22 protein-coding genes, 1 pseudogene and 1 riboswitch are annotated in these 21001 nt (G+C 50.8%); of the genes and pseudogenes, 3 read left to right on the top strand and 20 right to left on the bottom strand.

Going from position 1 to position 21001, the window contains the following annotated elements; all coding sequences use genetic code 11:
- Nucleotides 1-2 precede the first annotated feature (2 nt).
- The 12 genes from NST08_RS14935 to NST08_RS14880 form a co-directional block, all read right to left on the bottom strand.
- On the bottom strand, nt 3-731 hold the full coding sequence (locus NST08_RS14935) for a metal ABC transporter ATP-binding protein (RefSeq protein ID WP_007128271.1): 729 nt from the start codon (nt 729-731) through the stop codon (nt 3-5).
- A gap of 1 nt (nt 732) precedes the next feature.
- Complete coding sequence (locus NST08_RS14930) at nt 733-1701, bottom strand: metal ABC transporter solute-binding protein, Zn/Mn family (RefSeq protein ID WP_040738227.1); 969 nt, start codon at nt 1699-1701, stop codon at nt 733-735.
- Nucleotides 1702-2089: 388 nt separating this feature from the next.
- On the bottom strand, nt 2090-2686 hold the full coding sequence (locus NST08_RS14925) for an AAA family ATPase (RefSeq protein WP_007128273.1): 597 nt from the start codon (nt 2684-2686) through the stop codon (nt 2090-2092).
- 23 nt (nt 2687-2709) lie between these two features.
- Nucleotides 2710-2922 carry a GNAT family N-acetyltransferase gene (locus tag NST08_RS14920; RefSeq protein ID WP_312889613.1) on the bottom strand — a complete coding sequence of 71 codons (213 nt, stop codon included), beginning with the start codon at nt 2920-2922 and terminating at the stop codon, nt 2710-2712.
- Between the two features lie 197 nt (nt 2923-3119).
- Entirely contained in the window at nt 3120-3317 is a 198-nt protein-coding gene (locus NST08_RS14915; protein WP_007128276.1) for a hypothetical protein, read from the bottom strand.
- A gap of 288 nt (nt 3318-3605) precedes the next feature.
- On the bottom strand, nt 3606-3935 hold the full coding sequence (gene csaA / locus NST08_RS14910) for a chaperone CsaA (RefSeq protein WP_007128277.1): 330 nt from the start codon (nt 3933-3935) through the stop codon (nt 3606-3608).
- Nucleotides 3936-4083: 148 nt separating this feature from the next.
- Nucleotides 4084-4971: an arylamine N-acetyltransferase family protein gene (locus tag NST08_RS14905; protein WP_007128278.1), complete on the bottom strand. Its 888-nt coding sequence runs from the start codon at nt 4969-4971 to the stop codon at nt 4084-4086.
- 175 nt (nt 4972-5146) lie between these two features.
- Nucleotides 5147-6574 carry a MocR-like pyridoxine biosynthesis transcription factor PdxR gene (gene pdxR / locus NST08_RS14900; RefSeq protein ID WP_007128279.1) on the bottom strand — a complete coding sequence of 476 codons (1428 nt, stop codon included), beginning with the start codon at nt 6572-6574 and terminating at the stop codon, nt 5147-5149.
- Between the two features lie 355 nt (nt 6575-6929).
- Nucleotides 6930-7100, bottom strand: a complete 171-nt coding sequence (locus tag NST08_RS14895; protein ID WP_208604277.1) for a hypothetical protein — start codon at nt 7098-7100, stop codon at nt 6930-6932.
- A gap of 177 nt (nt 7101-7277) precedes the next feature.
- Nucleotides 7278-7700 (bottom strand): VOC family protein, encoded by a 423-nt coding sequence (locus NST08_RS14890; RefSeq protein ID WP_007128280.1) that lies wholly within the window; start codon nt 7698-7700, stop codon nt 7278-7280.
- A 112-nt stretch (nt 7701-7812) separates the two neighbouring features.
- Nucleotides 7813-8643: a helix-turn-helix transcriptional regulator gene (locus tag NST08_RS14885; RefSeq protein WP_007128281.1), complete on the bottom strand. Its 831-nt coding sequence runs from the start codon at nt 8641-8643 to the stop codon at nt 7813-7815.
- A gap of 62 nt (nt 8644-8705) precedes the next feature.
- Nucleotides 8706-9287 carry a LysE family transporter gene (locus NST08_RS14880; RefSeq protein WP_007128282.1) on the bottom strand — a complete coding sequence of 194 codons (582 nt, stop codon included), beginning with the start codon at nt 9285-9287 and terminating at the stop codon, nt 8706-8708.
- A 130-nt stretch (nt 9288-9417) separates the two neighbouring features.
- Between NST08_RS14880 and NST08_RS14875 the strand changes: the two genes are divergently transcribed.
- The gene (locus NST08_RS14875) at nt 9418-9972 is read left to right on the top strand and encodes a helix-turn-helix domain-containing protein (protein ID WP_007128283.1); all 555 of its coding nucleotides are present in this window, start codon (nt 9418-9420) and stop codon (nt 9970-9972) included.
- A gap of 67 nt (nt 9973-10039) precedes the next feature.
- On the opposite strand, the gene NST08_RS14870 is transcribed toward NST08_RS14875, so the two are convergent.
- The 6 genes and pseudogenes from NST08_RS14870 to NST08_RS14845 all read right to left on the bottom strand — a co-directional run.
- Entirely contained in the window at nt 10040-10816 is a 777-nt protein-coding gene (locus NST08_RS14870) for an ABC transporter permease (protein WP_007128284.1), read from the bottom strand.
- A gap of 28 nt (nt 10817-10844) precedes the next feature.
- Complete coding sequence (locus NST08_RS14865; protein WP_007128285.1) at nt 10845-11621, bottom strand: ABC transporter ATP-binding protein; 777 nt, start codon at nt 11619-11621, stop codon at nt 10845-10847.
- The gene (locus tag NST08_RS14860; protein WP_007128286.1) at nt 11618-12658 is read right to left on the bottom strand and encodes an ABC transporter substrate-binding protein; all 1041 of its coding nucleotides are present in this window, start codon (nt 12656-12658) and stop codon (nt 11618-11620) included. The genes NST08_RS14865 and NST08_RS14860 overlap by 4 nt, the downstream gene beginning before the upstream one ends.
- On the bottom strand, nt 12645-14105 hold the full coding sequence (locus tag NST08_RS14855) for an aryl-sulfate sulfotransferase (protein ID WP_007128287.1): 1461 nt from the start codon (nt 14103-14105) through the stop codon (nt 12645-12647). Before NST08_RS14855 ends, NST08_RS14860 begins: the two co-directional genes overlap by 14 nt.
- Nucleotides 14106-14135: 30 nt before the next feature.
- A complete protein-coding gene (locus tag NST08_RS14850; RefSeq protein WP_007128288.1) occupies nt 14136-14675 on the bottom strand; it encodes a MarR family winged helix-turn-helix transcriptional regulator in 540 nt (179 codons plus the stop codon).
- A 341-nt stretch (nt 14676-15016) separates the two neighbouring features.
- Nucleotides 15017-15202 (bottom strand): annotated as a pseudogene (locus tag NST08_RS14845) (glycoside hydrolase family 5 protein); the annotation flags it as partial.
- Nucleotides 15203-15478: 276 nt separating this feature from the next.
- On the opposite strand from NST08_RS14845, the gene NST08_RS14840 reads away from it, so the two are divergent.
- Nucleotides 15479-16675, top strand: a complete 1197-nt coding sequence (locus tag NST08_RS14840) for an AGE family epimerase/isomerase (protein ID WP_007128290.1) — start codon at nt 15479-15481, stop codon at nt 16673-16675.
- Between the two features lie 148 nt (nt 16676-16823).
- Nucleotides 16824-17831, top strand: a complete 1008-nt coding sequence (locus NST08_RS14835) for a substrate-binding domain-containing protein (protein WP_007128291.1) — start codon at nt 16824-16826, stop codon at nt 17829-17831.
- Nucleotides 17832-17973: 142 nt separating this feature from the next.
- Here NST08_RS14835 and NST08_RS14830 read toward each other — a convergent pair whose 3' ends face one another.
- On the bottom strand, nt 17974-19137 hold the full coding sequence (locus tag NST08_RS14830; protein WP_007128292.1) for an MFS transporter: 1164 nt from the start codon (nt 19135-19137) through the stop codon (nt 17974-17976).
- Nucleotides 19138-19207: 70 nt separating this feature from the next.
- Nucleotides 19208-19308, bottom strand: a riboswitch (purine riboswitch).
- A 117-nt stretch (nt 19309-19425) separates the two neighbouring features.
- A complete protein-coding gene (locus NST08_RS14825) occupies nt 19426-20634 on the bottom strand; it encodes an aminotransferase class I/II-fold pyridoxal phosphate-dependent enzyme (protein WP_007128293.1) in 1209 nt (402 codons plus the stop codon).
- Between the last annotated feature and the right edge of the window lie 367 nt (nt 20635-21001).

Below are 21001 nucleotides of genomic sequence, written 5' to 3'. Positions count from 1 at the left end.
TGTTACGCCTCCTTCATGAAGCGAAGGGAACCGCCATAGGCCCGGTATACGTTGTCCTTGGTGAACGCGTCCTCCGTCTTCCCGTGGGCAACGACGGTACGGTTAAGGAGCAGAACGTGATCGAAGTAATCCTCGACCGTCTGCAAATCGTGGTGGACAACCATCACGGTTTTTCCCGACATTTTCAAATTTTTCAGCGTGGTCATAATCGCACGTTCCGTCGCAGCGTCCACTCCGGCCAGCGGCTCATCCATGAAATACAGATCGGCGTCCTGCACAAGAGCCCTTGCCAAAAACACGCGCTGCTGCTGTCCCCCGGACAGCTGGCTGATCTGCCGATCCGCAAAATCGGCCATGCCCATCTGCGCAAGGGACGCCATCGCCTTCTCTTTATGGCTCTTGTTCGGCCATTTCAACCACCCGACGCGCCCGTAGAGTCCCATCATGACAACGTCGAGCGCATTGGTTGGAAAATCCCAATCCACCGATCCGCGTTGAGGCACGTAGCCGACTCTCGTCTTGGTCTGACTCAGCGTTGATCCGAAGAACGATACGTCTCCCGAGAGCTTCGGATGAAGCTCCAGCATCACTTTAAGGAGCGTGGATTTGCCGGCCCCGTTGGGACCGACAATGCTGGTTAACGAACCTTGCTCCACCTCGAACGAAACATCATGAAGCACCTTATTTTTACGATAGGATGCATGCAAGCCTTGAACTTTCAGCACACTCATCTTATTCACCGCTTCCTGTTAATGCATGATAAATGGTTTCAACGTTATGGCGATACATTCCGATGTAGGTCCCCTCCGTCGTCCCTGCTTCCCCCATTGCGTCAGAGAAAAGCTCTCCGCCTAGCTTCACGTTGAGCCCTTTCTTGGCTGCTCCTTCAATGACCGCGTTGATGGAAGCCGGGTTGATGCTGCTTTCAATAAAGACGGCGGGGATGTTGTGTTCAAGCAGCGTATCGATCGTCCCGTTGATGTCCGAAAGACCGATCTCATCCTCAGTACTAAGTCCCTGCAGCCCGACGACCTCCATGCCGTGCATGCGGCCAAAATATCCGAACGCATCATGCGCAGTAACGATAACCCGCTGAGCTTCAGGAATTTGACGGATCTTGTCTTTAGCTTCTGCCTTCAGTTCATCCAGCTTGGCGAAATAATCCCGCTTGTTTTGTTCAAAATATTCGGCATCATCAGGCGAGAAGGCTTTCAGCTCTTCTACAGCCGAATCCAGCGCCAGCTTCCATAGGTCGATGTCAAACCAGACATGGGGATCAATCGCCTTACCTTCATCCTCAAGCAGCTGATCCCTCGGGATCGCATCCGCAATGGCCAGCACCGGTTTATTTTTACCAATCTGCTCAAAGATCTCCGTCATATTTCCTTCGAGATGCAGGCCGCTGTAAAATACGACATCGCTGCCTTGCAGCTTCTGAATGTCTCCTTGCGTAGCATTGTATAAATGCGGATCAACCCCGGGCCCCATCAGGCTTTGGACCTCTACCCGGTCACCGCCGATGACGGTAATCGGCTCTGCAATCTGACCAATCGTCGTCACAATTTGGATTTTCTCTGCAGGATCCCCTGATGCTTGGTTCGTCTGCGGCTCACCGGAAGCACATCCGGATAGCACGAGTACCAGACTCAGCATGACCGCTCCCAGCATTTTCGTCGTTTTACTGAACAATTTGGTTTTCATCTTCCATTTCTCCTCCTCCAACGTATTGCCTTGTTCGAACATGACAATGTGCTTCTCCCGTCAATTCCATCCTGCATCAAACCAAATGTAATTCCTTGTACCAATTATTTTGCCTTAGGTAAACTTTAATAGCTATGTACAAAAAATAATCCATCATTAGGCATTTGTCAATACGATTTTGCCGTTCTTACGCAAACCACAACAAAATCAACGTCAAAATTCCTTGTGGTTATCCTTGTTTTTCGATTTTTTAAACGGATGCAAATTATTTAGAAGCGGTTAACTTATTTTCCTTTGATGATGAAAATACTGTATAAAACAAAAAAACGAAGCCCCTGGTCAGGTTCTTCGCTAGTTTCTGGTTTTATACTTGTATCTTTCGCTTAAGTTATCCTAAAAACCGAACATGGGAAAGCTTCGTTTTCATGCGGTCCAGCTGTTTTCTCGTACGGCTTCGACGATCGGGTAGCAGCTGAATGCCGGCATGTTCGGCAATCACCGAAACCACCTCATCGATGGATAGCCGATCCGTATCGATATGCTGCCGGAATACTTCCTGCGATAATCCGCTGATGCATCGGTCAATCTGCTGGGCTGCCCATGAATTCGCTCCTTCATAACGGCTACGAAGGCGCTTAAGGAGGACCTCCCTTGAAGCACACAAGGTAAAATGCCGAACATCCACACCGTCCCGGCGGAGCCTTCCTACGATTTCATCGAAATATTCCGGATTGGTTACCGTCATTGGCGCAATGATGATGCGGTTAGACTCCTGGTCCATGTGCTTGAACATGGCGTAATTAAACTCACGCCACATCGGGTAATGCTGGAAATCATCCCGCTTGGCATCCGGCGGCAGGTTTGACCGAATGAAATAGCCGGCATTTTCCGGATCGTACACATACGAATTCGGCAATCTGCGATGAAGCTCGTGTGCAGCTTGCGTCTTCCCGGAGCCGAAAGCTCCGTTAATCCATAGAATCATGGTTTACCTCCTGAATAAGGCCCTTATTTTCTCAAAAAATCCGGAGTTCTTGTCAGCGTCTTGCCATGATCCCGCACGAAGCCGAACTGCTCGTACAGACCGTGCGCATCCCTTGTTGCCAAAATGCCGAATAAATTTCGGTAATCCGGATGTCCGGTAATCGTTGCGATTAGCTTTTTGCCTACGCCTTGAGCCCGGTAAGCCGGATCCACGTAGACGTCGCATAACCAATACACGGTCGCCCCGTCGGTGACCACACGGGCAAAGCCGATTTGCCGCTCGTTATAATAAAACCGAGCCCTTCAATGAATCCAGGATTTTAGATCGGGACCGCTTATTGGCCCAATAGCTGTCATGCAGAAATCTTAAGATGGCTGCTGTATCCAGCAAGGAAGGGTCGCTGCTGATCGTCACGTCTTTGAGATCCAGGGGTTCATTCATGATGCAAGATCCGATCATTAACATGGAGCCTCTTCTGCTCCAGGATCTTTTCTCTCAGCCGATCGCATTCCTCGTTGATCCGAGCAACTTTGCGTCGCGTCAGAAAACGGAGAAAAACAAGCACCGCATACTGTGCAAAGGTCCAGCCGGATGACACCTCGTCGTCATGGTGATAGAAGCCTGCGTTCATGGATCCCCCTCCTAACCCTATGGGTTCATTTAGAAAACCTTCCCAGTTACCATCTTATGATAACCGAACGAATAAAACAACGCCCCTGGCGGCAATTCGCCATCCTGCTGTTATTGGCCGTCTCGTTGATAATTGTTTCAAAATAAGCGTTTCCCATCTCGCGGAGAAGATGATCGAGAACGCTTGCATAACATATCGGGTGGCATTCGGCAGCTATGGAAACAACTCGGTTCAACCATTTAAAAAAGGCTCCGAGCAGCTAAGCCCCGGGCCTTTTCTTCGATATCGTCATGCAATTGGGGTGCCGTCGGGCAGCTTGTATTCCGGCCGCAACAGGACAACATCTCCCTTCTCCGGAACTCCGCCCAAGACCAGCACCTCGGATTCAAAGCCTGCAATGCGTCTCGGCGGAAAATTCACAATCGCCGTTACCTGGGTGCCGATCAGCTCCCCGGCGTCGTATCGGCGCGTAATTTGCGCGCTAGTCCGCTTGATTCCAAGAGGACCGAAATCAATTTTCATTTTAATCGCCGGAACGCGGGCTTCCGGGAAAGGCTCGGCGTCCACGACGGTTCCAACACGGATATCCAGCTTCAAAAAATCTTCGATCGTTGCCATGTTGATTCGCTCCCTTGCAATGGTTACCGAAGTTTTGCCATGAACTTCGTATGGTGGGAATCATCATAACATCAGCAGCGGAAAGGCCGCAAGTTCGAGAACGGTTATAATCATTTCATCTGGGGGCGAGCCCAGCGATGAAGAAGGCTCATATGCTTCCAGTACGATATTTCTGCTCCTCCATCTCCCTTAGCCAACGTTCATGGAGTCTGGTAATTTTGTCCCATATCCCTTCACGCTCCAGCTCCGAATAATGGACGAGTTCCTCATGGAATAGATCGGCCAGCACTTCTCTCCACTGAGCCTTGCTTACGATTTCTGAGGAATGCATGCCCGCTTCATCCCATGACTTCAATATCCGGCCTTTGAGCTCATGGATTCTGTTCACGCTCCGCTGCCTTACAATGAACAGGTCGCGCCAAGGCGACTCGGGGGATCGGCTGTAGAATTTATGGTTAGCTGTGAAAACATCCAGGGTGTCAACCACATCAGGAGCATAATCTATCCCAACATAGGAATTGGCAGGATCATGCGTCAGACGCCAGCCTCCTTGTACCACAGCGGACTCCATGAGGCTGTAAGAGAACGGTCCTTGACGATATGTCCCATATCTTAACGGTATCGGTTCATAAGGCATATCACCTAATCCGACATCAACGATCCATGGCTCTTCTTGTCCGTCGTCATTGGCTAAGCTCACGGTAATCCCTAGATGAAATCCGTTAATTCGCGGCTCTTGCCCGATCGGCTGTACTCCCGCCCGATGCCACCGTACCTTATAACCCAAAGCCTGAAGCAGCGTGCCGAACGCGCCGTTCAGATGAAAGCAGTACCCGCTGCGCCGGCTCAGCATCAGCTGAATGGAACTCCGCACGTCCATAACGGTCGGTTTACCCGCAAAAATATCGACGGTTTGCCAAGAAATTCGCTCTACATGTGCTTGATGAAGCTCGAACAAAAACGCTTGTGTTGGAGCCTTTCTATCGTAAATTCCCAATCGGTTTAAATATGATTTGACTTCCGCATCCGTAATCAATATCTCCACTCCTCTGTGATCAGCCATCTGTAATATATGCTATATCGCTTCTGACCTTAAGGAAATGGTCAGAAAAGGCAGATTTAAAGAGACAGTTGCCGTCGCGCCTCAAAGCCTGATTTTACGCCATTTTCTTGATCACGGAGGTTAGGTCACGGGGTTACGCGGCGGTTCATTAATCAAGCGACCAGGCATTACGCAGCAGCTGGATTCCGTACTCCATCTCTTCCTCCCGCAACCCCGCAAATCCCATATATAGTCTCGGGTACTGTCCGGCATCCTGCGTTTGCCCGATCCACATCTTTCGCAGATCATAAACCCTTACTCCCTGTTCCGCCGCAAGGCGAATCAACTCCTCTGACGTGACATGCTTCTTAATCGTCAGCTGGATATGCAATCCCGAATACTGGCCGGAGATCTCCACATGGTTGCCAAGATAAGTATGAAGGATGTCAATTAGGTGTCGATGCCGCTTCCGATACAAGCTTCTCGTTCTGCGGATATGACGGTACCAATGCCCCTCCTTGAAAAAAGACTCCATCGCCCACTGCTCAACCCGGGACGGAGCAAAAAACAACGTATGCGGCATCTTCTTCAACCGATTCATCAAATCCGGCGGAAGAACCAGATAGTTCATCCGAAGCGTCGGCGTCAGCACCTTGGAGAAAGTTCCCGCGTAAATCACCCTTCCGCTCCGGTCCAGACCTTGGAGGGAAGGAATCGGCTTTCCATGGTAACGAAATTCGCCATCATAATCATCCTCGATGATATATGCATGGTTGTCCTCTGCCCATCGCAGCAGGCGTTCCCGCTCGGGGTATGGCATAATGCTCCCTGTAGGAAATTGATGGGAAGGCGTGACATACACCAGCTGTACCTGCCTCCGGTTTAACGCAGTGATCGATATGCCGGAGTCCCCGACCGGGATCGGTATGACCTGAAAGCCGTTCAAATGGAATTGATCACGGACAAGGCTGTAGCCGGGCTCTTCGAATGCCACCGCTTGGATGCCCTTAAGCAATTTGGAGAGAATCCCCATGCTGTATGCCGTGCCCGCTCCGATGACGACTTGCTCCGGCGTAGATTGCACGCCCCTTGAATTCCGCAAATAATCGGAAACCACCATACGAAGACCGTATTCGCCTTGCGGATCACCGTAATGACCGATTTCTTGCAGATGTTGGTCCAGCGATTCCTTGAGCATTTTATTCCAGATCCGTACTGGAAAAGCACCCGGGTCTAGTGCTGTCGGATTAAAATCAACTTGAACCGGAGGCAAGCTGTATTCCGTGCCTAGCACTGGTGCAGCCGCAGCAGGTTTAGCAGCCTCCCCGCTTATAGGTCGCGCCACTTCGCGTTGGTACGGGTTAACGGCATACAGGCCGGAACGGGGCTTGCTGATGACATAGCCCTCCGCCGTCAGCATCTGGTAGGCCGTTTCAATCGGGGTTTTGCTAATATTCAACTGATTTTGAAGCGACCTTACCGAAGGCAGCCGCTGTCCGTTTGCTATAACCCCGCTTCGAATGCTGTCGCGTATGAGGAAATACAATTGCTGGTATAGAGGCTGCTCGCTTTGCTCCGGTAGAATAAGATCGATCATAAGAACGCTGCCCCCAATCTGGTGTTTGAAATGTCGCGTGATATGCAATTTATAATATCTCCGGCCTCTTTAATGTCATGGACAGGTGACCTGCACGATTTATTAAAAACTGACCATTTTATAGTAGTCAGATTTATTTTATTATAGAACTTGCTTACCGACTAGATCCGAATCCGCCTTCATCGGTCTCTCCCTTGCATGATCGAGTCGTGACCGTGAGCATCGGTAGGACCAGCCGCAACAACAACGTTCGCGTCGGGAGGAAGAATAACATGAGCTCATTCATCCATCTAAAAGACAAAATCGGCCAAGGCATAACATTTCGGCAATTCATGGATACGACAATGGAAGGGTCCTAGGTCGATGGGGCGCCCGTCCCGCTTATATTCAAGCGGTCATGGACCAGTTCAAGCGTGAGAACCCGGACAAAGAAGCGCATGAATACCAGACTCGCCTTGACGAGACATACCGACGGATCGGCCAGCTGTACAACGAAGCGACGTTCTATCAAGTCGTAATCGTTCAAGAAGTAAAGGATCTCCTGCAGACGTTCCCAGCACCTGGCCTTGAAATATAAAAATCGCAGGCCTTGGCCTGCGATTGCACTTATGTTATCCTTGATCGCTTACCTTATTCTTCATTACCTACATTATCCCTGTTTATCTCCTATTACAGTACGCTGTTCTCAATCATTCCACGGCGTTTAATCTTCCAGCTCCCAAGCCGGATTCCAGCATATTTCCCACAGATGCCCGTCCGGGTCAAGGAAATGACCCGAGTACCCTCCCCAGAACGTATCTTGAGCGGGGACAGTTACGGTTGCCCCTGCCTTTACGGCTTGCTCCATGACCTCATCGACTTCTTTCTTGCTCCCGACATTATGGCCGATCGTCATTTCCGTCGAGCTTGGTGCATGATGCGGGACATTCGCTTCCACGGCCAAGTCCTTGCGACTCCAAATCGCCAGCTTCACGCCAGCCTGCAGATCGAAAAAGGCAACCGCTCCATGCTCAAACTCGGTTCCGACAATCCCCTCAGTCGGCAAGCCGAGTCCGTCGCGGTAAAATTTCAGCGATCGCTCCAGGTCATCAACGCCAAGCGTTAGTACAGATATACGCGGTTTCATGATACATTCCTCCTAAACGTGTGGCTTTCGCCTTCAGGTTTAACTTCCTGTCACTATTTATTTTCGCTTCCGATAACCCGTAAAGGATTGTAAAAAACGGACATCTTGTACACTAACCCTGGCTGCACGGGGCATGGAACACCTGCTGAGGCGAAGCGCCGTAGAATCGTTTGAAGCTGTGGATAAAGTGCGACTGGTCATAATAGCCGTATTTAGCGGCGATATCCGGAAACCGGAAGGATCGGGCATGAAGCAGCTCCCGCAGCAAATATTGAAACCGGATGATGTCCGTCATTTCTTTGGGACTGATGCCCAGCTCTTTTTGAAAAGCCCGACGTACCGTTCGTTCGCTGTAATGGAGCTTCTCCGAGAGGGATTTGACGCTCAGCATCCCCTTCTCTTCGTATACATATCGGAGCCCATGCAGCAAAATCGGCTCGTCAAGGGAGAAGTCTGCCCGATCTAACCTGTTCCATAAATAAGATTCCATTCGTTCGATCCGCTGGCTCGTCTCGGCAGCTGTCATGATGCTCTCGCTGAACTCGAAGGCGTCCCTACCCCAAATCTCATGCAAGAACACTTGCGTATTCCGGAATTCCGAGACGGGAAAGCGAGTGAATAAACGAACCGTCTCCGAATAGAAGCGGACGCCGAACAGGCAGTGATCCTCCGTTATGGAGAACGCGTCCGGTACAGTCATAACCCCTGCCACGAAGGCGCATTCGGAGGCGGAGTGGGAATGGAGGTCAAATATAATGTCGACGCATCCGTCGGGCAAAATGCGATGCTGCGGCGGGCGAGCCGATGGCCGCACATCCAGTGTCCAATACGCGGCCACATAAGGACTCAGTCCAGGACTTGGCAGAAATTCGCGATAGCTGTAGGAAGCGTCCGGATGAGAAGTCTCGATCATCGGAGCTTGCAGCGGGTTGAACGATCGCATGGTCTCCCTCCCATTCGTTCTGACGTCGCTTTCATTATACGATATTTGGCCTCTCCCTTGGGCTAGTTCGCGAAAATGGATACCGCACTGTATATGAGCAGCAACCCCATCGCAATATTGAATGCTCGCTCATGGCGGTCAAGGAAACTTTGGAGGAGCCTGCCGCTTAATGCCCAAGTTAAGTTGGCGCTAATCCCAACGGCCGTCAGCAGTAATGAAAACATGATCAATTGAATGCGGGAATCCGCCACAGGGATTACGAAGGACGAAATGGCCGTAAAACCGTATAGAATCACCTTGGGATTGATGAATTGAAAGAAGAATCCGAACCAGAAGGAATTCATGCCTCTGGCAAGGTCTTCGTTTTGCTGCGGCTTGCTTCTCATGATTTTGACGGCTAAATACAGCAAATACAAGCTCCCCAACAAATCCAAAGCGATCTTGACCCTCGGAATCCATTGATTTAACGCAAAATTGAAGTAACCGGACAACAGCATGATGACGAAGCATCCCGCTGCAACCCCACCGATAAACTTTAGAACGGCCCGGTACCCGTATTTTTGGGCCTGGGTCATCGAGATAATATTGTTCGGTCCCGGCGTAAAGGATGAAACGAGAGCAAACATAAGCAAAGGTATGAGCATGGCCGCCTCCTCCCCTCTTGTTGTATGATATAATTTACGATGTGTGCACTATAACGTATGTACGTTTAATTATACATTACGTGCGTTATAACGCACAATCTAAAATTTGTTCAGCAGGAGGCACTCGAACATGAAGCATATCAACAGCATTCTCGCTCAAAACTTGAAGCGGCTCAGGGAAGAACGCAAGCTTAGCCTGGACAAAGTGGCTGATTTGACCGGAATCAGCAAGACGATGCTCGGCCAAATTGAACGCGGCGAATCCAGCCCCTCGATTGCTACCGTATGGAAAATCGCCAATGGGCTGAAAATCTCATTCACCTCCCTGATCCATGAACCGGCAACGGATACCGTTGTCGTACCTGCCGATGAGGTCCAAGCATTGGTTGAGGATAATGGAAAGGTCCGTATCTATCCGTTGTTTCCGTTTGAGGACGGACGCAGATTTGAAATCTACTCGCTTCAGATGGAGCAAGGGGGATATTTAAGCGCGGAGGCTCACATCGACGGAACGGAGGAATTTATTACGGTGTTCGAAGGAGAACTAACGATTCGGATCAGTACCGAGGAATACACGGTGCGTCGCGGGGATTCGATTCGCTTTAAAGCCGATAAACCTCATGTTTATCACAACTCCGGCGAAACGACTAACCAGTTCAGCATGGTGATTCATTATAGAGAATAATGCTGGGAATCAGACAAATTAAACGCATCCTGTTAATAGGATGCGTTTAACGGGGATGCATTTAATCTTAACGTCGAAGCGCCTGGGTGCTGACCACCCCGTATCGGGATAACAGCTTCCTGCCGAGCAGCGCCACAGCGCGATCCGTCAGAAAGCCCATTAAGCCGAGGCAGATGAGGCCTACGAATATCCAGTCCGTACGGAAGAACAGCCTGGAATTCCAGATCAAATACCCGACGCCTTCGTTGGATGCAATCATTTCAGCTCCGATAATCGCCATGAACGACGTCCCCATGGCAAGCCTTACCCCCGTGAACATATACGGAACCGTTGCGGGAATGATGACATGAAGAACCGTTTGCCATTCGGATGCGCCCATGCTCCGGGCGGAACGGATTTTGTCCTCTTCCACGGACAACACGCCAGTCAGCGTGTTCAGCACCACGATAAAAAAAGTGGCGTACAAGATAAGTGCGACCTTTGACGTCTCCCCAATCCCGAACCAGACCAGAAATAACGTAATGAAGGCAATCGGCGGAATAAAGCGGATGAAATTCAGGAAAGGCTCTGCAATGGCTCGCACGGCATTCACCTTGCCGATAATGAGCCCTGCGGGAATCGCGATCAGGCTGCCTAGCGTCCAACCGAGCAGAACCCTGTAGGAGCTGATGCCGATGTAGCTTAACAGCGTTCCGTCTTGAAGCAGCTCATACCCGCCTTTTGCCGTATCGATTGGCCCCGGCAGAATCTCCGGTCCGTAGACCCATGCCAGGAGCTGCCACGCTGCCAGTATGACAAACCAGAAGATGAGTTGGCGAATGCCTTTGATCATGTTATTGCTCATCGTTCTCCAAACTCCTTTCTTCGCATCGCTAGTCATCAAAATGCTCTTGGATTCGATTATGAAGCCGGTGGAACTCCGGCTCGGACAAATCGCGCGGATAAGGCAAAGGGACGTCGTAAATATCCGTGATCCTGGATGATGGTCCTGCGGACATAATGCCGATCCGTTCTCCTAGGAGCAGCGCCTCCTGGATATCATGGGTAACAAAAATAACGGTTTTATTCGTTTTTCTCCAGATATTGACTAATTCCCTTTGCATCGTGCGTCTCGTCATGGCATCAAGCGCCCCGAACGGTTCGTCCATAAGCAGAATTGCAGGATCGTTCGAGAGCACTCTGGCCAGTTGAACGCGCTGCTTCATGCCGCCGGACAGCTCCCTCGGGAATTTTTGCTCGTGCCCGGCCAGCCCAACCAAAGAGATATACCGATCCGAGATTTCCCTTCGCATCGTGGCAGGCATCCGTTTCATCCGCAGGCCGAATTCGACGTTCTCCCGGACGTTCAGCCACGGAAACAAGGAAGAATCAGCCTGCTGAAATACGACAGCGCGGTCCTGACCGGGGCTCTCAACTTCTCGTTCCCCGACCATCACCTGGCCTGACGTCTTGGATACGAAGCCCGCGATGAGCCCGAGCAGCGTTGATTTGCCGCAGCCGCTCGGCCCGAGCAGTATGAAGAACTCTCCGCCTTTCACCGTCAAATTAACATCCTGAATGATGTAATGCAGTTCCCCTGCTCCCGGCTGCGAGAAGCTTTTGTTCAGCTGCTCAATATATATCCCGTTCGTTTGCGGCGCAGCGCTCATTGATCGCCATCCCCTTTCTTGATATCGATAACGCGTTCGGGAAATGCCTCCCTCACGATATCCAAATCCAATTTCTCCTTCAGGTCAAAGTCTCTCTCGATAATGCCGCTGGACACCATATACTCCTTCTGTCCTTCCAGCCCCTCGTAAGCCTTATCCGAGAATCCGATGCTCCATGGATTGACCGGAAGATCCTTTAGAGTCGCGTCCTTCGGCTGCTTTACTTCCGCGTACATGATTTCCGCCGTTTCCTCCGGATGTTTCTGCGCGTATTCCGAAGCTTCATCAAGCGCCTTGAGGAACTGTACAAACCCTTCACGGTTCTTCTTCAGAAGCTCGGTCGGCGCGATCAGCCCCGTGCCGATCCGCACCGGCGTCTGCGACATATCGGTCAGCTCGCGCGCCTCTGAAAGGGCGCTGAATTTTTCATTCAGAACAGCACCGTATACCCATGCTGCGTCAATCTCCCCTTTTTTCAACGCGACGTAAGCCTCATCGAAGCCTCCCTGGCCGACGAGCTCCACATCGGAAATAGCAATACCGTTCTCGGCCAAGTACACATCCCATAAATAAGGAATAAAGGTCCCTCTTGAGAAGCTCAGCTTCTTGCCTTTCAGATCGGCTGCGCTTTCGATTTCCTTGCGAACGTACAGCTTCCATTCGCTTGCGCTGAGATCCGTTGCCGTACCGGATGAAGCAAAGATGGTGTAATCGCCCTTACCGGCAGCGTTCAGAAGCGGAAAGTCGGCGCCGAATGCAACATCCACCTGTTTGATGAACAGGGAGTTCACGCCTTCGGCAGGCGTTGCGAAATTTACCAGCTCCACTTCGATTCCGTACTTTTCGAAGATCCCCTTGGATTTCGCAACGCGGAATGTCGTATTTGTGGAAATATCCGCAATTTTAAGTTTTAGCCGGCTTTCCTGCTGCTCCTCACCTGATACGCCGCTGCAGCCGCCAAGCAGACCCGAGATGCTCAATAAGCACAGAAGGAGCAAGACACTTCGTTTTCCACCATTTCGGCTAGTTCTGTTCATGGCGATCCCGGTCCTTTCTGGCCGTTTCATCCGTTCTGGCCACGCAGAGGGCTCCCTCTCCGTAAGAGATCGTCCCTTCAACTTCAACGGTCGTAATGGCCCCCCGCGGTGCTGCTCCCGGAAGGCGGTAATCGGCGACATCGATCTTGGGGATCTCCGTTTCGATGGGCTTCTCAAGCTGCGGAACCCAATCGTACGGCACACGATACGCCCGGTAGACCATGTTGGAGTTCCGGTTGTTTTTATACGGCGATATGTACTCCCATACCAGCTCATGCTCCCGTGTCACTTCGAAGATCCGCCCGTCCGCGCCTTCCGTAATCAGCGTGTTGCCGTTAGGGAGGCGCTGCGCCGAGCTGATGTACGGACTGTAGAAACGGTAGGAGTCCAGCGGTGCCTGAAAGCCGGCTTCCGTCGGTGTGTACTGCCATTCGATCTCCAAGGTAACGGGATTGATCTCCAGAACGCGGGAGTGATCCCGGCGAGCAACCTTCAGACCGTCAGGCGACTCCGGATTAGGACTTCCATATCCGCCCCAGCCCCCGTTGTCGAAAATGAGAATGTTTCCTTCGCCCGGAAGCCCCTTGGGGATCAGATGAGCATGGTGCTGACCAATGATCCAGCCAATATGCTTCACTTCCTCCTGATCATAATTCGGGCCCAGCTTCCAGACGATTTCGCCTGTACGTTTGGAGATGATGGCAATGATATTGCTTTCTCTGGCATCCCAGATGATGTTATCCGGATGGAAACGCTGGTCTCCCGCATCATAATGCTTGTTGGGCCCTAATACCGACACCGAATTGATATGCATCCAGTCACCTGCATGGACGCCGAAGCCGCGGGTGTTCGGGTCCCGATACAGAGACTGCTTCGCATCTTCGTCAAACCCAAGCTCGGAGAAATGATCGCTCACGGACCACTCCCATAAGATTCGCCCTTCCCAATCGACTTCAATAATCGTGTCATCAAGCAGCTCGATGCTCGCGATCTCGGAACGGGTGACATTTTTGTGCGCAAGGATGATCGTTGTGCCCGAGTCGGTCTTGGGTTCCTGCCCCGGCGCATAGTAGCCTACCGGGTTGCCTTCCCGCTGATAATCATGATGCTGGCGAGCCATCCACTGCGGAGAATGACCCGGATCTTCGATAAATTCATAGCGGTCAAATTTCCATACGATATTGCCTTCCCAATCGACCTGAACGAGATTGCTCTCATCCTGGAAGCCATATTTCGGATCCCGCTCGGAAGTGCTGCCTAGTACAAATCCTCCTGGAAACAGCTTGTTGGGAAAACCACGCAGCCCTTTCCATAGGTGTACCTCTCTGCCATTCATGTCAATCAGGAGCGCGCCGACATCAGCTGCCTGAAATATCGTATAGCCGCTCCAGGCCTTTTCAGGCAAATATACCGTCGCACCCGTAGGATAAATCGTCGGATGTCCCATAGTTCAACCCACTCCTTAATAACGTGATCATTAATATGAGATAAAATCCCGGTTACGCCGGGAAGCTGGAGATCCGCCTTTTCCCGCTGGTCCTTCGGAGATATGGCCGACCAGCTCGTCAATCCGTTCCGAGAAGCCCACCAGCGATTCGTTGAGTCGTTTAAAATAATGGATTTGCTGAATTAACTCCTCTTGCGAAAAAGTGCCGAACAATAAATCGATGATGCAGGTGCCAACCTCCTGATTTCGAAGCAGCATCTTCCGCCCACGCTCCGTAATATTAAGCGCGATTGAGCGCCTGTCGGTCCGGCTTCTCTGCCTGACGGCAAACCCGGCGGCCTCCAGCTTGTCGCACAGGGCGGTAACTGCCCCGGACGTGAAATCCAGAACCTCCGCAAGATCGCCTAATCGCTGTTCGCCGTTTCGCTCAATCGTCTTCAAGATCAGCAAGCCGGGAAGGGATACGCCCTCTACCGAAATCTTGTCGCGTTCTTTCACAAATCTACGAACAAGCTTGCGAAAATGCCAGTCCGCCTCTTCCATCAATATCCAATCCTTGTTTTTCTCCATACCGCTCCTTTCCCGGTTAGCATACCCTCCGTCTGCCGGTCGGTGAATCAGCCTTGCGCTCCTTAAAAGGCGCGGCCTTTCTGCCTTCGTTAAAGCAGAAAGGCTCCTGCCATTCTTACCTCTTACACGAGGTGAGAATGATCAGGAGCCTTTGGTGGACCAATCGGCTGATTATATCTTTCAATACTAAGATAATGAGCGTTCATTTAATGATAAATAAACCACTTGCTTGTGCTTAGATTAAACCCATTAATTCAACCTGTCAAGTGGGAATTAACTAATACTTCTGCTCAGTTAAATATTCCGGCTTTCTTCGAGGTTTGCTTTATCCCATTCGCTCCATTGGCACCCGTAATGGCGATGGCAGGAATCGCAGTATGGAGGTCGTTTTTATACCAGGTGTGGGCATGGTTCACCCCCCTCATCACAAAAGCCTTTCCGGTTGAGTCATACAACGTGGTTCCGCTTACATAAAAACCGGCAGCAGTCTCTGTTCTCGAAAACCCGCTTCCGACCACAGTGAGCATAAGAGCGACTAACAAATGAGTCCTCCATTCGATCCATAATGACAACACGCTTTTTCCTCCTTTAGGAACGAACGGATATCAACGCGAATTCTTCATCAGCTCGATTTAGGTTATCGTTTAATTTATAAATGGAGTTTATAATGCGGATTTGTAATAGTCAATCTGATTTTAACGATCCCTGGTATTTGCGTTGTGTCGAACTTCCGCGTTGACATATATGGTCCTCAACCATTAGATTTATATTTAGTTAATCGTTTACTTTATATGGAGGCTCTTATGAATACACATGATCCGATCTTTAATGAGATTCGCAAGGAATGGCTTGAGCATATCCTCCCCTTCTGGACCCGTTTAAAGGATGAATCAAATGGCGGATATTACGGCGAAGTCGATTTCTCACTTACCGTTAAGCCTCGTGCTCCGAAAGGCTGTATTGCGAATTCAAGAATCTTATGGAGCTTTGCCGCAGCCTATCGCGTCACGGGAATTGCGGATTATCTTAAATGCGCGCGACATGCGTTCTCCTTCCTTACCAAGCGGCTGCTGGATTCCGAATTGGGCGGGTTGATCTGGATGGCAGACTATCAAGGAAATCCGCTGGACACCCGTAAGCACATCTATAATCAAGCCTTCGGCGTATACGCTTTAAGCAAATATTTCCGTGCAACCGGTGAACCTGACGCGCTGAAGCTCGCACAGGAGCTGTTTAAAACGATTGAAACGGTCGGTTATGATGAGCAAATCGGGGCCTATCGGGAAGAGTTTGACCGGGAATGGAACGAGCAGCCTAATGTAATGCTGAGCGGCAACGGAGTTGTGGCAGACATTACGATGAACACGCATATCCACGTGCTTGAAGCCTATACCACGCTTTACCGCATTTGGCCGGATCCGCAGGTGAGGCAATCGCTGGATCGGCTGCTGTCGATTTTGCATGATCGTATGTTTGATCCGGAGCTTGGAAGGCTTAATGTTTTCTTCGACAAGAACTGGGCATCGCTGACGGATGTGACTTCCTTCGGCCACGACATTGAAGCAAGCTGGCTGATTCAAGACGCGATTGAAGCTGCAGAGCTTTCGAATCCGAAGTATAAGCAAATGGTCCTTGCCCTCGCGCATTCCGTATCCGCGCGTGCCATACTATCGGATGGCTCCGTGATGAACGAGGAGGAAGGCGGCCGGCTGGATACGACCCGCATATGGTGGGTACAGGCCGAAGCGATGGTCGGCTTTCTGAATGCGTATGAGCTCACGGGCGAAGCACGCTTCCTCGAGCTAGTGCGAAAGATATGGAGCTATACCAGCGAGATGATCATCGATCCGCGTCCGGGCGGTGAATGGTACTGGTCCGTTGACGGGCAAGGAAATCCCGCTGGACGTGAAATTGCCGGTCCCTGGAAATGTCCCTACCATAACAGCCGCTTCTGCATTGAGATGCTGCTTCGGATGGAGCGGCTGCACTCAAAGGCTTAATGATAATATTAGCCGCTGGTCTCGTCTTTATTTGTCATTCCCAAGCAGGTATACTTGATTTTGAACCAGGCGAGCATTCTCTCGAATCTAATACTTCAGAGAGAAAAAAAGGCTTGCAGCCATTGCTGATAAGGAGAGAGACATTGCGGTGAGCAAACATATTACGATGAAGGATATCGCCGAAAAGCTAGGCGTCAGCACGGTAACGGTATCCAAAGCTTTGAATGATAAGGAGGGCGTTGGCGGCGAGCTGAAGCAGAAGATCAAGGCTGTCGCGGTGGAACTGGGCTACCGTTTGAACACGGCCGCCAAGTCGATGCGCGAAGGATTAACCTACAATATCGGCGTAGTCATTCCCGAGCGGTTTACCGGACCGGATCAGTCGTTTTATTTAAGGGTTTATCAAGAAATAGCGAAAGCGCTTGAATCCTATGGCTATTACGGCATCCTTCATATTCTAAGCAGCTCGGATGAGCAGGAGCTCCAACTGCCGCGCGTGTACTATGACCGGAAGGTTGACGGCATTATTCTGCTCGGTCAGATCAGCAAACCATATATCGAGCTTATGGATTCGACCCGGACGCCGATCGTGTTTCTTGATTTTTATGACGATCATCGCGATATTGACGCCGTGGTCACCGATAATTTTTACGGTGCCTATGAGCTGACGAACTACTTGATCCGTCAGGGACATCGGAACATCGCTTTTGTTGGAAGCATCCATTCCACGAGCAGCATTCAGGACCGCTTCCTCGGATATTACAAGTCGCTTCTTGAACATCGGATTCCGCTTCGCCAAGAGTGGGTTCTTCATGACCGCGATGAGCACGGGAGCTTCGTCGACATCGCCCTTCCTGATGAAATGCCAACGGCCTTTGTATGCAATTGCGATCAGGTAGCCTATCTGGTAGTCCAACAATTGAAGAATGACGGCTGCCGCATACCGGAGGATTGCTCCGTCGTCGGCTTTGACAATGATATCTACGCCACATTGACCGACCCGCATCTAACGACGGTGGAGGTCGATATTGAACAGCTGGCGCAATCCTCCATCCAGGCCATGCTGGGCAAAATCGCTTCGCCCGACCTGCGGCACGGCCGCATCGTCGTTCCGGGCAAAATCATTTACCGCGAATCCGTGCGAAAGCTGCTATAGCCTTCTCATGCATAAAAGACGCAAAAAAAGGCAACTGCCCTGTGAACTGCACCCCTATTGTTATTGTTAGACATAACTTAACAGTGGAGCTGCAGTTCACCTGTAGCAGCTGCCTTTTATTCAATTTTGCTTCGGGTTAACCTCATTTGCTCAATCTTGCTGAAAGAGCGGGCCTAGTCAGGGAATAAATCGCACACACAAGGGAGATAATGACCACCCCGCCTCCAACCCATGCCGTACTGCTGACAGAGCCCCCCTGCTCCAAGACGATACCTCCGATAGCTGAACCAAGGGAAATGCCAAGCTGCAGCGCTGAGTTGTTGAAGCTTTGCTGGATATCGGACGTGTCCGGGTCCACCTGAATCAGGTAGTTTTGCAGCGGCGGAGCCAGGCTCCAGCTTAACGCACCCCAAATGATCATGACTGCCATGAACAAGACCATGGAGAACGTCGTGAACGGCAAGGCAAACAGTACCAGCATAAATGAAGTAATGATCATAATAATGCTCTTAGGGGATCCGAGAGCATCGGCAAGTGCTCCGCCAAAAGCACCTCCACCTACGGCCGATAAACCGAATATAAAGTAGAAGACACTAATCCAGTACGGGTTCAGCCCCAGCTCCGACTCCAGAAACGGCGTAAAATACGCGTATACGGTATAATGTCCCGCCAGCATAAACAAGCATGCCAGATGAGCCCCGGCAATTTTCGGATTGGCCAGCGCCTTGATCTGCTCACGGAGCGGAGTCACTTGATCCGGCTGGATCCGGTCCAGGAAGAAGTAAATAAGCGCCATCGATCCGATCGACAGGACGCCGATCCCGAGGAACAGAACGCGCCATCCGTAGGCTTCGCTAATCATGATCCCCAGCGGCACCCCCAGCACCAGGGACGAGCTGATGCCCATATAAATGAAGCCAAGAGCCTTAGCCCGGTGCGCAGGCTCCACCACCTTCGCCGCAATGGTCAGCGACAGCACAATAATAAGCGCCGTGCTCATGGCCGTCAGTATTCTTGCAGCCATCAGCATCGTGAAATTCGGACTTACGTATGCTATCACGTTTGCGACAAAGAATACGAACAGGGACAGCATATATAGCCGCTTACGTTCCATTTTTGCCGTCAAAACAAGAAGAACCGGCCCCGAAAAAGCATAGATCAGGGCGAATACCGTGATCAATTGCCCTGCGGTACCGATTGAAATATTTAAATCTTGAGCAATTTGGGGCAAAATACCGCCGACAATCAATTCCACCAATCCAACGCATATGGTTGAGATTGCAAGGATAAGCACCTTCAAATTCATTTGCTATCGATCTCCTTCCATCATCGCATGTATAACTTCTGCGGCCAAAAAAATAATCCTGACGACGGAAAATGAAAAAGCCATTTTCAGTAGTCAGGATTTTTACGGTTCCTGGTAGAGACCCTCAGACCATATTAATGAGGTTATACTAGCTGTGAATATTCGTTTCTAGCACTGTTGAATAATTTATCACATCGTTTGTTAATGATCAACCCTATGAAACATTTTTTCAGAGATTTTCAAATTATCTTAGCAAAGAATGATCCAACATCTGCCACATCCGAAAGCTTACGCAAATTCACTTAGGAATGAGCCGATCCGTCTTGCGGCTTCACGCAGCACATGCTCTTCCTGCACTAGCGCAATGCGTACGAATCCTTCCCCTTCGGAGCCGAAAGCATCGCCGGGGATGACGGCGACACCGGTTTTGAGCAGCAGCTCCCGAGCGAAAGCTCGCGAGCTCCAAGGCTGATTGCGCTGCAAGAATGCCGGCGGTAGCTTGGCCCACAGGAACATGGTCGCACACGGCTTACGTACCTCCCACCCTGCTTCAGCCAGTGCTTCCACCAATACGTCTCGGCGGGACTCGTACAGCGATGCAGCCGCATTTCCGGCTTCGGGGTCCGCCATTGCATCCTTCAATGCAGCAATTGCAGCGGACTGAATCGGTTTAAATACGCCAAAATCGATGTTGTTCTTAAATTCGCGAAGCGAACCGACAGCCTCCGGATTTCCGGTCAGGAATCCAACTCGGCATCCGGCCATATTGAAGCTTTTCGAGAATGAATGGAGTTCCACCGCAACTTCTTTGGCGCCTTTCGCCTGCAAAATGCTGACTGGCCGGTAACCGTCAAATCCCATTTCCGAATAAGCCATATCATGCACAATCAGCACATGATGCCGCTTCGCCTTCTCGACCAAGGATTCGAAGAAGGCTAGATCGGCTTCCGCCGCAATCGGATTGCCGGGAAAATTCAGCAGGATGAAAACCGCCTGCTCCCATACCTCTTCCGGAATTCGATCCAGATCGGGAAGGAAGCCCCGCTCCTCTCTCAAGGGAACATGCCAAGGGGTTACGCCTGCAATGGCCAATGCGCCGGTGTAGATCGGATACCCCGGATCGGGAACGATGGCGATATCTCCAGGATTGCAGATGGCTTGGGCCAGATGGGATAGTCCATCCTGCGAGCCCATTAAGGCCAGCATTTCGGAATCAGGGTTTACCTTGACCCCATAACGGTATGCCATCCAAGCCGCACATTGGCTGCGGAATTCCGGCGTGCCGCTTGTGCCTGGGTAAGAATACTGCTCTTCTTTCATCACTTCCGAGCTTAGCGTTTCGCGTATCGTTAATGAGGGGCCGCGGTCCGGGCTGCCGATGCCCAAATCGATCACTTGTTTACCTGCTTGCAACGCCTCCTGTTTCCACTCCGCGACCTCCGCAAAAATGGAAGAGCCGAGATGTGAGAGCTTATCGGCGCGCCATGAACGGCGCATTCTAGAATTCGTCAATGATTACACCCGCTTTTTTTGCATTTATTATAGCATGAATAAGCTCTACACTGGGCAGGCCCCAAGGCGTTCCCTTCCCTGCATATGAATAACTCCCTGCCTTAACCGCCTCTCATAATCAGTCTATAACCTGTGAGCTCATCGCCTAACCTTCGTTTAAAAATAGTTGTTGTTCTAAGTTCCACATGGGTACTTGCGCACTCAACGCATGCACAGGAGACGTATGATATACCAGTTCATGGGGAGATGTTCGCGGATGGGATGTCCGACTAGGAAAAAGAAACGATGCAAAAAAAACTAAAACTGTGGGATTCAAACCAAAGAAGAGAAAACGCAAGATTAGGATAAAAAC

Origin of the sequence: Paenibacillus sp. FSL K6-1566, assembly GCF_038050475.1 — a bacterium.
Classification (GTDB): domain Bacteria; phylum Bacillota; class Bacilli; order Paenibacillales; family Paenibacillaceae; genus Paenibacillus_AQ; species Paenibacillus_AQ lactis.
Note: the sequence above shows the minus strand (reverse complement) of the source record. Positions and strands in the feature narration are given on the sequence as shown.